Origin of the sequence: Lactococcus protaetiae (genome assembly GCF_006965445.1) — a bacterium.
In the GTDB taxonomy this organism is placed as follows: Bacteria; Bacillota; Bacilli; order Lactobacillales; family Streptococcaceae; genus Lactococcus; species Lactococcus protaetiae.
Window position 1 is genome coordinate 286,708 of record NZ_CP041356.1, and the last position, 14,464, is coordinate 301,171.

Annotated in this window: 6 protein-coding genes, 1 tRNA gene, 3 rRNA genes and 3 pseudogenes; 1 reads left to right on the plus strand and 12 read right to left on the minus strand. The window is 40.7% G+C overall.

Translation table 11 applies throughout. The annotated features are described in order from the left end of the window. The 12 genes and pseudogenes from agaD to rpsB all read right to left on the minus strand — a co-directional run bounded on the left by agaD (window position 1) and on the right by rpsB (window position 13,119). Window positions 1-812: pseudogene (agaD, locus tag FLP15_RS01365) on the minus strand (PTS galactosamine transporter subunit IID). After that, window positions 802-1,593 (minus strand): annotated as a pseudogene (gene agaC, locus FLP15_RS01370) (PTS galactosamine transporter subunit IIC). Before agaC ends, agaD begins: the two co-directional pseudogenes overlap by 11 nt. A gap of 39 nt (window positions 1,594-1,632) precedes the next feature. Then, window positions 1,633-2,130: a PTS galactosamine transporter subunit IIB gene (agaB, locus tag FLP15_RS01375; protein ID WP_142765709.1), complete on the minus strand. Its 498-nt coding sequence runs from the start codon at window positions 2,128-2,130 to the stop codon at window positions 1,633-1,635. A 115-nt stretch (window positions 2,131-2,245) separates the two neighbouring features. Then, window positions 2,246-2,932: a MurR/RpiR family transcriptional regulator gene (locus FLP15_RS01380; RefSeq protein WP_190288323.1), complete on the minus strand. Its 687-nt coding sequence runs from the start codon at window positions 2,930-2,932 to the stop codon at window positions 2,246-2,248. Window positions 2,933-3,248: 316 nt separating this feature from the next. Continuing rightward, a 5S ribosomal RNA gene (rrf, locus tag FLP15_RS01385) occupies window positions 3,249-3,363 on the minus strand. Between the two features lie 83 nt (window positions 3,364-3,446). Beyond that, a 23S ribosomal RNA gene (locus tag FLP15_RS01390) occupies window positions 3,447-6,344 on the minus strand. Between the two features lie 185 nt (window positions 6,345-6,529). Continuing rightward, window positions 6,530-6,602 (minus strand) — tRNA-Ala (locus FLP15_RS01395). 90 nt (window positions 6,603-6,692) lie between these two features. Next, window positions 6,693-8,239 (minus strand): 16S ribosomal RNA (locus FLP15_RS01400). The 16S, 23S and 5S rRNA genes sit together here with 1 tRNA gene alongside, the layout of an rRNA operon. Before the next feature lie 324 nt (window positions 8,240-8,563). Further along, entirely contained in the window at window positions 8,564-9,058 is a 495-nt protein-coding gene (locus tag FLP15_RS01405; RefSeq protein ID WP_142765711.1) for a sigma-70 RNA polymerase sigma factor region 4 domain-containing protein, read from the minus strand. A 224-nt stretch (window positions 9,059-9,282) separates the two neighbouring features. Further along, window positions 9,283-11,013, minus strand: coding sequence for a septation ring formation regulator EzrA (ezrA, locus tag FLP15_RS01410; protein ID WP_142765712.1), 1,731 nt, complete (start codon window positions 11,011-11,013; stop codon window positions 9,283-9,285). 188 nt (window positions 11,014-11,201) lie between these two features. Then, window positions 11,202-12,230 (minus strand): translation elongation factor Ts, encoded by a 1,029-nt coding sequence (tsf, locus tag FLP15_RS01415; RefSeq protein WP_142765713.1) that lies wholly within the window; start codon window positions 12,228-12,230, stop codon window positions 11,202-11,204. Between the two features lie 121 nt (window positions 12,231-12,351). Further along, window positions 12,352-13,119, minus strand: coding sequence for a 30S ribosomal protein S2 (rpsB, locus tag FLP15_RS01420; protein WP_120772611.1), 768 nt, complete (start codon window positions 13,117-13,119; stop codon window positions 12,352-12,354). A gap of 304 nt (window positions 13,120-13,423) precedes the next feature. Here rpsB and FLP15_RS01425 point away from each other — a divergent pair. Next, window positions 13,424-14,448: pseudogene (locus tag FLP15_RS01425) on the plus strand (lactonase family protein). The last annotated feature ends 16 nt before the right edge of the window (window positions 14,449-14,464 follow it).

The window sequence follows — 14,464 nt, forward strand, 5'->3', positions numbered from 1 at the left end:
TTACAGAACTCCCAACCATGATAATACAAGTGCGAGAACAAAAGTAATCACGATGACCATAATTGGACTCACATTTTTCTTTTTTAAAAGCCAATACAAAAAGAAAGTATAGCTTAAAGCTAAAATATTTGGGAAAATCCGATCAAAAAATGAGGTCTGAATAGAGAGATTATGACCTGATGCAATATGAATTTTTGTCAAGACAGTAATTTGCACATAACTTGCAATCAACCCTCCAATTACGGTAACCCCAGTACATTAGCAGCATGCGAAATTGGTCCCATATTCTCATTGATCTGTGTGATAGCTTTTGTACCAGCATTATAACCTAAATGCGCAATAGGAATCCGCATAAGAAACATTCCGATATAAACAAGAAAGAATACTAACGGACCTAAAATACTTCCTTCTTTTGCAAAACTGGCTGTAATACCAGCCGTAATAGGCAAAATCGTAAACCATGTAATCGCATCTCCTATACCCGCAAGAGGTCCAAACAAAGAAACACGAATTGTATCAATCATCTCACGGCTTTCATGACTTTCTTCTAATGAGGCAGTCAACCCTTCAATAAAAGGAACTGCATAGTTGTTTGTATTGATAAAAGCTAAGTTGGCAGTCATGGCTTTTGCCAACCCTTCTTTATCCTCACCATATACTTTTTTAAGCATAGGCAGGATTGCTAAGGTATAGCCATCTGCCTGCATTCGTTGATAATTAAATGCTGCTTGATTATATAAAGAACGAATCGCAAGCATGGTAATATCTTTTTTGGTTAAAATTTTCTTTGGTGTTTCTACTTTAGATTCCATCTTCTTCACCTCCTCCAGTGAGTGCCAACTCCTCAATCGTTCTCATTTTCTTGTCTGTTTCATCTTTTTCACGTGCATGGTAAAATTCAATAAGAGCAAGTGCTACACCAATAACAGCTACAGGCATTAAATTACCAAAAGTAATAAAACCTGCCGCCGTAAAGCCTATAAGTAAATAAGCAGTATATTTGACTTTAAACATATTTTTAAGCAATAAACCAAACCCAACTGCGGGAAGAATTCCACCTGCAATGTTCAAACCATGATTAAGCCATGCTGGAAACGAATTAACAAATTGTTTCATCAACAGCTAAGAAGGTAATGACAAAGTAGGTAATTCCAACGATAACAGTAGGAAGCAACACCAATCTTGCAAATTTTTTAACATCTGCATTGGCTGCATAGATATCCAATTTCTTAGTGAAACCTGAAAATGCCGAATAATAGAATAGCATAATATATTGCATAAGAATACTAAAAGGAAGCGCCAGACCGATAGCCGTAGCAGCATTGTGTCCTGTGGTATGTGCAATGACAACTGTCATAATCCCGGCAAGTACGGATTAGGTGGCTGTGTTCCTCCTACAGGCGTCAAACCCGCAAATGTAAGTTCGGTCAATCCACCAGCAATAATACCAAGTGTCAGATCTCCCAATAAAAACCCAACAACAGTCGAAACAATCATCGGACGAAACCAGTAGAATCCTTCAAGCCAAAAGTCTATCCCAGCAACTAAGGCAAAAAGAGAAACTAAGATTCCTTGAAGTAGAGTAATATTCATAATAAATCATTCATTCCAAATTTTATCAGAATGTCCTTCCTATTTATTTTTTTCAAGAAAATCATTTGTGACAACTACTTTTTTATCGTTTGGTAATTCTTGAAGATAAACTTCAATACCTAAACCGATTAAATCTCTAAAAGCTTGCTTGTCTATTTCATCCACAAAAACCTTATTTGAAAGACCAATTTTACCTTCTGAATAGTGCATATTGCCGATATTTAGACTGCTGAATTTTACACCACCTTTCACCAGTATCAAAGCGTCTTCAGGTGTCTGGATAATTAAAAATATTTTTTGCCGAGGTGATGCCTTGTGAATCATATCAATCGTTTTTTTCAAAGTCCAAAAACGAATTCCGACTCCTGAACTTTCTGCTGTCGCACTCATCAATGTCTGCTGGAGCTCATTTTCAGCTGCAAAATCATTTGCGACTAGCAATAAATTTGTTCCACATTGAGCTGTCCAAACCACTCCAACCTGTCCATGGACAAGCCTATTGTCCACACGTGCAAGAACGATATTAGGTTCTGTCATAATAAATTCTCCTTAATAAATTATTAAATCTTTACTTACTATTGTATTCGCTTTCTTTTGAAAAATTTTTCTTTTTTCACAAAATTGGAAAAAATTTTTTCAAAAAAGAAGCTAATTACTTAGCTCCCGTTATATTTCCTAAATTTTTATAAATAGACCACATATCCAATAAAACACGAGCGATTATCTCAAGAGAAATACGACTGGCTGTGTCTGTTGTCATACCAAATTTTTTTAAATGAGATTTGTAACATATCATCTTATAATCCGCTTGCTGTGCAAGAGTACTCTCTCCCTCACTAGTTAAAGTTACCATATTTGCATGATTTTTTTTAGCAATCTCTCCGGCTAATATTATTTCCTCAGTTTCCCCATACAACGATAATATAAGCAAAAGATCTTCTCTTCCCATCTTATTTGCATAAAAGAGCATATAATCTTTATCATCTAATGCAATGCAACTTTTTCCTGATAATTGTAACTTACTTGCAAAATAATTAGCCACACTTTTCGTTGGACCAGCTGACATAATATAAATGTTTTGTGATTTATGTATTAAATGGACAATTTCTTCGATATCACCCAGCACAAGCAAATCAATAGTACGGTTGACTTCCTCACGATTTTTTTCAATCAATTCTTGTGCTACTACAGAAAAACCAGACTCTTTCAAAATATAGTGTGGCCGATTTTTCTTTGAACTTTTATAATCAGAATAACCATCATATCCACTTTTTTTTAGAGTTCTTTCAATTGTTGCTGCTGAAACATGAGAAATAGATGCTAATTTTGTAATAGTCATTGACTGCACCTTGTCTTCATTATCTTCTAAAAAATTCCATGTATATAACTCAGTAGATGAAAAAGACCTATCCATTATAAGCACCTCCATTTTATATTCCGCGAATCTATATTATCACATTTTCCCGACTCTATGCAATCTAAGGTGCAAAACAATTATCCAACAGTTACTGCGCAAAGGGTTTTCCTATGCTATGATACGCTCCGCCCTCCAAGATTATCCCCTCAACTAAACTCGCCTTCTAAAACGAAGGCTTTTATCTTACCTCAACTTCGTAAAATAAAAAAAAGAGGAGTAACACTCCCCTTCTCCCCAAACTTGGCCACTCGCCTATCTCCCAGGGGCAACCCCCAAGTACTTCCGCCGTAGATGGACTTAACTGCTGTGTTCGACATGGGAACAGGTGTATCTCCATCGCAATGATGACCAAATCTTTAAATGTTCCTTTGAACATTCAAAACTAAATAACAATCCTTCTAACTTCTAAACCTTAAGCATTTTATAGTTGACTCTTTTGGTAAAGTCCTCGAGCGATTAGTACTGGTCCGCTCCACCCCTCACAGGGCTTCCACTTCCAGCCTATCAACCAGATCATCTCTCTGGGCTCTTAATTCTTACGAATGGGAAATCTCATCTTGAGGTGGGCTTCGCACTTAGATGCTTTCAGCGCTTATCCCTTCCCTACATAGCTATCCAGCCGTGCTCCTGGCGGAACAACTGGTACACCAGCGGTAGGTCCATCCCGGTCCTCTCGTACTAAGGACAGATCCTCTCAAATTTCCTACGCCCGCGACGGATAGGGACCGAACTGTCTCACGACGTTCTGAACCCAGCTCGCGTGCCGCTTTAATGGGCGAACAGCCCAACCCTTGGGACCGACTACAGCCCCAGGATGCGACGAGCCGACATCGAGGTGCCAAACCTCCCCGTCGATGTGAACTCTTGGGGAGATAAGCCTGTTATCCCCAGGGTAGCTTTTATCCGTTGAGCGATGGCCCTTCCATGCGGTACCACCGGATCACTAAGCCCTAGTTTCCTACCTGCTCGAGTTGTAGCTCTCGCAGTCAAGCTCCCTTATACCTTTACACTCTACGATTGATTTCCAACCAATCTGAGGGAACCTTTGGGCGCCTCCGTTACTCTTTAGGAGGCGACCGCCCCAGTCAAACTGTCCGTCAGACACTGTCTCCCTGGCCGATATTGCCAGCGGGTTAGAGTAACCATAAGTCAAGGGTAGTATCCCAACAACGCCTCAATAGAAACTAGCGTCCCTATCTCAATGGCTCCTACCTATCCTGTACATGACTTACAGGTACTCAATATCAAACTACAGTAAAGCTCCATGGGGTCTTTCCGTCCTGTCGCGGGTAACCTGCATCTTCACAGGTACTAAAATTTCACCGAGTCTCTCGTTGAGACAGTGCCCAAATCATTACGCCTTTCGTGCGGGTCGGAACTTACCCGACAAGGAATTTCGCTACCTTAGGACCGTTATAGTTACGGCCGCCGTTTACTGGGGCTTCAATTCAGGGCTTCGCTTACGCTAACTCCTCCTCTTAACCTTCCAGCACCGGGCAGGCGTCACCCCCTATACATCACCTTGCGGTTTAGCAGAGAGCTGTGTTTTTGATAAACAGTTGCTTGGGCCTATTCACTGCGGCTGGCTTTTACACCAGCACCCCTTCTCCCGAAGTTACGGGGCTATTTTGCCGAGTTCCTTAACGAGAGTTCTCTCGATCACCTGAGGCTACTCGCCTCGACTACCTGTGTCGGTTTGCGGTACGGGTAGATATGACTTTACGCTAGAAGCTTTTCTTGGCAGTGTGACATCAGAGAGTTCGCAACCGTAGTTGCTTCCCCATTACAGCTCAATGTTAAAGAGAAATGCATTTGACACATCTCACACCTCACTGCTTAGACCAGAATCCATTAACTGGCATCTCTTAGCCTACTGCGTCCCTCCATCACGATCATATCTAGTACTGGAATATCAACCAGTTGTCCATCGACTACGCCTTTCGGCCTCGCCTTAGGTCCCGACTAACCCAGGGCGGACGAGCCTTCCCCTGGAAACCTTAGTCTTACGGTGGATAAGATTCTCACTTATCTTGCGCTACTCATACCGGCATTCTCACTTCTTAACGCTCCAGCACTCCTCACGGTATACCTTCTTCGCGGTTAAGAACGCTCTCCTACCATTGATAATATATCAATCCAAAGCTTCGGTAATATGTTTAGCCCCGGTACATTTTCGGCGCAGGGTCACTCGACTAGTGAGCTATTACGCACTCTTTGAATGATAGCTGCTTCTGAGCTAACATCCTAGTTGTCTGTGCAACCCCACATCCTTTTCCACTTAACATATATTTTGGGACCTTAGCTGTTGGTCTGGGCTGTTTCCCTTTCGACTACGGATCTTAGCACTCGCAGTCTGACTGCCGAACATGTGTATTAGCATTCGGAGTTTATCTGAGATTGGTAATCCGAGATGGACCCCTCACCCAAACAGTGCTCTACCTCCAATACACTTACATTTCGACGCTAGCCCTAAAGCTATTTCGGAGAGAACCAGCTATCTCCCAGTTCGTTTGGAATTTCTCCGCTATCCACAAGTCATCCAAACACTTTTCAACGTGTCCTGGTTCGGGCCTCCAGTGCGTCTTACCACACCTTCACCCTGCTCATGGATAGGTCACTAGGTTTCGGGTCTACATCATGATACTAAAGCGCCCTATTCAGACTCGCTTTCGCTACGGCTCCGTCTCTTCAACTTAACCTCGCATCATAACGTAACTCGCCGGTTCATTCTACAAAAGGCACGCTCTCACCCATTAACGGGCTCGAACTTCTTGTAGGCACACGGTTTCAGGTGCTATTTCACTCCCCTCTCGGGGTTCTTTTCACCTTTCCCTCACGGTACTGGTTCACTATCGGTCACTAAGGAGTATTTAGGGTTGGGAGATGGTCCTCCCGGATTCAAACTGGATTTCGCGTGTCCAGCCCTACTCAGGATACTGCTAGGTATAAGGTCTATTTCGAATACGAGGCTTTTACTCTCTTTGGCTCATCTTCCCAGATGATTCTTCTATAGACCTTAAGTCCACGTTGCAGTCCTACAACCCCAAGAAGCAAGCTTCTTGGTTTGCCCTTCTTCCTGTTCGCTCGCCGCTACTTAGGAAATCGTTTTTACTTTCTCTTCCTGCAGGTACTTAGATGTTTCAGTTCTCTGCGTTACCTTTACATGAGCTATGTATTCACTCATGAATAACTGCTAGAAGCAGCTGGGTTTCCCCATTCGGAAATCAACGGATCAAAGCGTACTTACAGCTCCCCGTCGCATATCGTCGTTAGTCACGTCCTTCTTCGGCTCTTAGTGCCAAGGCATCCACCGTGCGCCCTTATTAACTTTGCCATGATGATTCAATCATCTTTTTTCAAGTATAAGTTTGTAAATTCTTTAAAATTCACAGCTTTTCGGTTTATTTATCGTTATTAGATATTGTTATTTAGTTTTCAAGGTTCAAGATGATTTTAACGTCTTTTCTGACAAGATACCTTCGGCTGAAACTAATCTCAACACTTACTTTCGTATCTTCATGGAGCCTAGCGGGATCGAACCGCTGACCTCCTGCGTGCAAAGCAGGCGCTCTCCCAGCTGAGCTAAGGCCCCACAATCAAGAAGTTGATTCTTGCGTGGTCTATCTCTAGACCCCTCAAAACTGAATAAAGTTGAATGCTCATCCTTGTATATATTCCTTAGAAAGGAGGTGATCCAGCCGCACCTTCCGATACGGCTACCTTGTTACGACTTCACCCCAGTCATCGGTCTTACCTTAGGAAGCGCCCTCCTTGCGGTTAGGCAACCTACTTCGGGTACTCCCAACTCCCGTGGTGTGACGGGCGGTGTGTACAAGGCCCGGGAACGTATTCACCGCGGCGTGCTGATCCGCGATTACTAGCGATTCCGACTTCATGTAGGCGAGTTGCAGCCTACAATCCGAACTGAGAATGGTTTTAAGAGATTAGCTAAACATCACTGTCTCGCGACTCGTTGTACCATCCATTGTAGCACGTGTGTAGCCCAGGTCATAAGGGGCATGATGATTTGACGTCATCCCCACCTTCCTCCGGTTTATCACCGGCAGTCTCACTAGAGTGCCCAACTTAATGATGGCAACTAGTAATAGGGGTTGCGCTCGTTGCGGGACTTAACCCAACATCTCACGACACGAGCTGACGACAACCATGCACCACCTGTCACCGATGTACCGAAGTAACTCCTTATCTCTAAGGATAGCATCGGGATGTCAAGACCTGGTAAGGTTCTTCGCGTTGCTTCGAATTAAACCACATGCTCCACCGCTTGTGCGGGCCCCCGTCAATTCCTTTGAGTTTCAACCTTGCGGTCGTACTCCCCAGGCGGAGTGCTTATTGCGTTAGCTGCGATACAGAAAACTTATAGCTTCCTACATCTAGCACTCATCGTTTACGGCGTGGACTACCAGGGTATCTAATCCTGTTTGCTCCCCACGCTTTCGAGCCTCAGTGTCAGTTACAGGCCAGAGAGCCGCTTTCGCCACCGGTGTTCCTCCATATATCTACGCATTTCACCGCTACACATGGAATTCCACTCTCCTCTCCTGCACTCAAGTCTACCAGTTTCCAATGCATACAATGGTTGAGCCACTGCCTTTTACACCAGACTTAATAAACCACCTGCGCTCGCTTTACGCCCAATAAATCCGGACAACGCTCGGGACCTACGTATTACCGCGGCTGCTGGCACGTAGTTAGCCGTCCCTTTCTGGTTAGATACCGTCACTGCATGGATTTTCCACTCCCACACACGTTCTTCTCTAACAACAGAGTTTTACGATCCGAAAACCTTCTTCACTCACGCGGCGTTGCTCGGTCAGGGTTGCCCCCATTGCCGAAGATTCCCTACTGCTGCCTCCCGTAGGAGTTTGGGCCGTGTCTCAGTCCCAATGTGGCCGATCACCCTCTCAGGTCGGCTATGTATCATCGCCTTGGTAGGCCTTTACCCTACCAACTAGCTAATACAACGCGGGATCATCTTTGAGTGATGCATTTGCATCTTTCAAACTTTTAACTTATGTTTAAAGCTTTTATGCGGTATTAGCATTCGTTTCCAAATGTTGTCCCCCGCTCAAAGGCAGATTCCCCACGCGTTACTCACCCGTTCGCTGCTCTTCCAGTTGGTACAAGTACCAACCTTCAGCGCTCAACTTGCATGTATTAGGCACGCCGCCAGCGTTCGTCCTGAGCCAGGATCAAACTCTCAAATAAAGTATTTAAGTCACCTTAGTGACTGGCTTGTCTTTCATTATTGATTGACAGATTTTTGATGTCTTTACGACATCACATGAGTCATTCTTCTTTATTCAGTTTTCAAGGGTCTAAACGCTTGAGTGGCTTCCCTCTCTCGCGACAACTATTATATTCTATCAAACTACACACCCTTTGTCAATTATTTTATCACTCCTTTCTCCGATTTTTTTTACTTTGTTCGATTTTTACTCCTACCCTACTCCCATTTTTTATCGTGGACATAAACTGAATGGGAAATGAACCCAAAAAAGAAGCCCCTGTATCTAGCAGGGGACTTCCTTTTTATTCTTCCGAGTCATCTAAATCAAAAAGAATAGATTTAATTTTTTCTTTGAGCCGATAGCGCTCCATACGAGTCAGTTCTTCTCCTCGCATTTGGCGGACGAGAAGCTCTTGGTAATGAGGACGAAGGCACTCATACACCTCTGCTAGAAGGTGATTAAATACAAGGGCACTCTCTGGAGTCTCTCCGTGTGACGAAATGACATCCGAATACTCATAGATATCTACCGCTCCTAGTTGGTCAAAACCTCGTTTTTTCGCTTGGCTATGACGGATTTCATCTATCAAACGTTGGTGATATTGGACTTTGAATTTCACTGGTAGTCCCTCGAATCCCACACTTGATTCAAGTAAGTGATACAGAACTATCATTCCTTCTTGAAGATAATCGTCATATGTCCAAGAGCGAACTCGAAGTTGTTTCATTGCTTTTAAGACAATTGGTTTAAGTCTTGAAAAGGCTTGGTCAAAATTTATTTTATCTTTTTGTGGCAAACACACTTTCTCCTATTTATTTTTTACTAACGTATTTTTATCTTTTAGATGCTCGGAGGAGAATGATAAATGAACATGATATTGATATCCTTTCAAAGTTTTATCACTCCTTTCAATTTTAATTCTATTATAGGTCTATTTTTCTTTTACTGCCAATAATATGCAAATTATTACGTCTAGAAAACAAAAATAAAAAGACGAGAGTGCTCTCGTCTTTTTAAAAATCATAAATAATCTGGTTTAGCTTTATCTTTAAAATATACTCCTGAAATTCTCGAAGCTGCTCCTGGTTCCACAAGCTCTAATGTTTTCGATATTTCATCAAATGAAGCATTGTAGTCTCGATCGCGTTCAAATAATTGGAGAGCTCGTGAGATTCCTGAAGCGACCTGTTCATTTGAAGCCTTATAACGGTTGGCGTATTGAATAAGTTGTTCTGCCAACACTGCATGGTCTGTAAGATTATTTGTTGCTTCTTTCAAAACATGCATATCTTCTGTACTGACATCAACTAGATGATTAATTGTATCTATGTTAATTCTGACACGTCCTAACTCTTTAAAGAGATTTTGAATACGGTCACCTGTCATGAAGAACAAATCCAAATAGTCTTTAGGTAGACCTGGAAGATTTCTCTTCTCAACATATCGTTTTATTGTCCTGAGTTCCGAATCAAACTTTTCAGCAATTTCTTGTGCAGCCCTTTCTTCATCTTTCAACCCTGTTAAAGTATTATTGATTTTTATTTGATTCTTTTCCATTTCTTCTAATGCATTAACAATGGAATTTACTCTACGCGAAAGTACAGAGTAAGGAAGAGCTTTTTCCTCAATAGCTTTTAATATATCGTCGGCATCAACTTCTAATGTTTCTAAGTGTTCTTGATAACCTCGGACATAACCTTTTTCATTTCCAGAAAGGATGTATGATTGTGTAATATGGTCAATTTCAAGAAGTAAGTTTTTATTGTTTGAACGAATATGTTCAATATATTCTTTGAGCACAGCCGAACGCTTTTCAACATTTCTGCGCGCACCATATTCCTTATCAAATATAGCATATAGACTCTCGATTTTGTCTTGAATGGAAACAAGCTCAGTTTCTACACGATCAAGTTCAAATTGTTCCAAAAGATTTCGTGTATCATCAAGATGTTCTTGAATATCTGCCATCTTTTCCTCAATATCAACACTTTCGGGAAGGATGTACTCTTCTTCTATAAATTTATCGCTCGCTTCTTTGAGATCAGCAAGCTGCTTAGGAATATCTTTTTCAATTTTTTCGATAAATTCAGGAATCTGCTCAGTAATTGCTCTCAAAGCAATAGTATGTTCTTCTGCTGTTTCCAGAACCTCAGCTGCCTCAATAGGGTCTCCTGTAGAGTTCAAAGTCACAAATTGAGAAAACTCTGCTTCAATATTAGTCAAATGTTTCTCAAGCTCATGAATAACCGTTCCATACAAATCTGCATTATCAGTAATATCATTTCGTAAACTATCGTACAGATCCAGAGATTCTTGAATTTTATTAGAATTCCTTTTTTCTTGCTCCGTTAATTGTGCCACACCTTGGCGAATGGATTCTACTTCTTCTTCCATCAGTTCAATTTGCGCTTCACTATCTGCAACTGATTCACGTGCACGGAAAAAATGGAAAGAATCATTAAGTTGTTCTGCCTCAAAGATGTGATTTTCAAGGTCAGCAAAAGAATTTGATGACAAATCAATCCATTTTTGATTCCATTCTCGGAAGATCGTTTGTGACTGTCCGACAAGATGCATTTTTTTAACTGAATCTATCTCTTCTTGAACCGGAAGATCGAAAAGCGTTTCTTTTCTTTCTTCCATGGCTAAAATACGATCTTCTGTTTTCTTCCGCATCAAAATTGCGAAAATATAAAAGCCAACAACGATAACTACTAAGACAACGATAAGGATAATGACAGTACTTGACATGCTTTACTCCAAAAAATTTTTAATTACTTTACAGGTTACAGATTTCATTAGATAGAAAATCTCAAATATAATTATAGCATATTGCAAGAAGAATTACACTATTTTTTGGACCTATTTGGTTAAAAAATACTTTAATAAAATTGGTACACAAAAAAAGCAACTCACTCGAGTTACTTTTCATTTTCAAATTAAAGGCCAGCTTTAGCTGCTTCAACTTCTGCTGCAAAGTCTGTCTCTGCTTTTTCAATTCCTTCACCAACTTCAAAACGTGTAAAGCTGATTGCTTTGGCACCTTTAGAGTCAAGGAATTTTTCAACAGTCATGCTGTCATCCATGATATAGAGCTGAGCAAGGAGTGTGTATTGTTGGTCAACTTTAGTGTTGTCTTCAAGGAATTTAGCCATCTTGCCTGGGAGAATTTTATCCCAAATTTTTTCCGGTTTACCTTCGGCTTTAAGTTCTTCTTTGATTTCTACTTCAGCTGTCGCAATTGCTTCAGGAGTAATTTGTAATTTAGAACCGAATTTAGGGAATGGCAATGCTGGCTTATTAACCAATGCGCGACTCTCATTATCTTGTTCAATTTTGTGGATAAGTTGAGCTGTTTCATCATGAATAAATTGAGCATCTAATTCTTCGTATGAAAGAACGGTTGGATTCATTGCTGCTACATGCATTGATACTGATTTCGCAAGCGCGGCATCTCCACCTTCAATAACTGTAATAACTCCAATTTTTCCACCGTTATGTTGGTAAGCACCAAAGTATTGAGCATCTGTTTTTTCAACAACCACAAAACGACGGAAAGTAATTTTTTCTCCAATTGTTGCTGTTGCTTGAACAAGAGATTCTTCAAGTGTCGCACCTGAAGCTGTTTTAATAGCAAGGGCTTCTTCATTGTTTGCTGGTTTATTCGCAGCAATAAGCTCTGCAGTCTCTTTAACTAAAGCAACAAATTGATCGTTTTTCGCAACAAAGTCTGTTTCTGAGTTAAGCTCCACAAGAGCTGCAACATTTCCATCTACGGCAATCCCAGTGAGTCCTTCTGCTGCTACACGATCAGCTTTTTTAGCCGCTTTAGCGATACCTTTTTCACGAAGAAGTTCTGCTGCCGCTTCCATGTTTCCATCAGTTTCTACAAGTGCACGTTTAGCATCCATGATTCCTGCACCAGTCTTTTCACGCAATTCTTTAACTTGAGCTGCTGTTACTGCCATTTTGTAAATCTCCTATATTTTATTTTCTGCCTTATAGACAGGATGTTTATTTTAAAAAACAGACGAGGCGTAAGGCCTCGCCTGTTATTAATTACTTAACTTATAAGTTTAAAATTTTGAATCATTTGCCTTCAACAATTTCAGCAAGCTCTTCAAGTGATTCTTCTGAAGCTGCTTCATCTGCTACAAATTCTTCTGCTGCATCTTCACCTTGACGACCTTCAATAATAGCGTCTGCCATTTTAGCCGTAATCAATTTAACCGCACGGATAGCATCATCATTTGCAGGGATAACTACATCAATTGGTTCTGGATCAGCATTTGTATCAACCATAGCTACAACTGGAATCCCCAAAGTTTTAGCTTCTTTAACTGCGATTTGTTCAGCATGTGGGTCAACAATATACAGTACATCTGGAATACGAGGCATATCAGCGATACCACCAATGAATTTTTCAAGACGTTCACGCTCTTTATTAAGAAGAACTACTTCTTTCTTGGGTAAAACTTCGAAAGTTCCTTCTTCTTCCATTTTGTTGATTTCTTTAAGGCGTGACACACGTGTTTGGATAGTATTCCAGTTAGTGAGCATACCGCCTAACCAACGATGGTTTACGTAGTATTGACCAGCACGAAGTGCTTCTTCTTTAACTGCTTCAGCAGCTTGCTTTTTAGTACCAACAAAAAGAACTACTGCACCTTCTTGTGAAGCGTTTTTTACATAATTGTAAGCATCGTCAACAAGTTTTACAGTTTTTTGAAGGTCGATAACATGAATACCATTACGTTCTGTGAAGATGTATGGTTTCATTTTAGGGTTCCAACGACGAGTTTGGTGTCCAAAATGCACACCAGCTTCAAGAAGTTGTTTCATTGAAATAACTGACATTTTACTGTCTCCTTTTAAAATAGTTTTATCCTCTTTTGACCGTCAACCAGTGCCGCTACACTATGCGCACTACGACAATGTCCAATCAAAATGCGAAATGGTTGCACTGCAACTCACTTATTATACACTCTTATAGAATATTTTGCAAGTCGAATTTCAATAAGTTTTATCTCTCTAACTTTTTATATCCTGACTCTATTCATATTTAGAATTTTTTCTAAGAAAAAAATTAAATAATTTCGCTGTAAACGCTTATTTATGATAAAATGATGGTATGAACTTAAAAGTGAGATAAGGAGAAACGATGAAAGAAAAAATTCTTCTAGGTGGTTACACCAAACGTGTATCTAAAGGGTTTACAGTGTGATATTGGATACTAAAAGTGCTCAATTATCAGATTTGAATGAAGTGGCTACTGTGCAAAACCCTACTTACATTACCATTGATGAGCATAATCATCTTTATACCTGTGCTGCAGATGGAAATGGTGGAGGAGTTGCTGCATTTGATTTTGATGGAAAAACAGCCAAACATATCAATAACGTAACAAGTACAGGCGCTCCACTTTGCTACGTCGCCGTTGATGAAGCAAGACAATTAGTATATGGTGCAAATTATCATCTTGGTGAAATACGCGTTTACAAAATTCAACTCGATGGTTCTCTTAAACTGACCGATACTGTTAAGCATGAGGGCTCTGGACCTCGCCCTGAACAAAATGCTGCCCATGTCCATTATGCTGACTTAACTCCCGATGGTCGATTAGTCACTTGTGATTTAGGTACTGATGAGGTGACAGTATACGATGTAATCGGCGAAGGAAAACTGAATATTGTAACGATTTATCGTGCTGAAAAAGGAATGGGAGCACGTCATTTAACTTTCCACCCAAATGGAAAAATTGCTTACTTAGCTGGCGAATTAAACTCAACAGTTGAGGTTTTGAGCTACAATGAAGAAAAAGGACGATTTGCTCGTGTCCAAACAATCACTACTCTCCCTGAAAGTCATGAAGGCTTCAATGGCGTAGCTGCTATTCGCATTTCTTCTGATGGAAAGTTCCTCTATGTTTCTAATCGTGGAAATGATTCCTTAGCAATTTATCAAGTTAGCCCTCTTGGTACAAAACTTGAAATCATAGGATGGGTACCAACTGAAGGAAATATTCCACGTGACTTTAACTTTAACAAAACCGAAGACTTTATTATCGTTGCTCACCAAAATTCAGATAATTTAACTTTATTTGCTCGTGATAAATCAACTGGTAAATTGACTTTAGAGCAAAAAGATTTTTATGCCCCTGAAGCAACTTGTGTCCTTCCCTTATAAAACAAAATAATTGAAC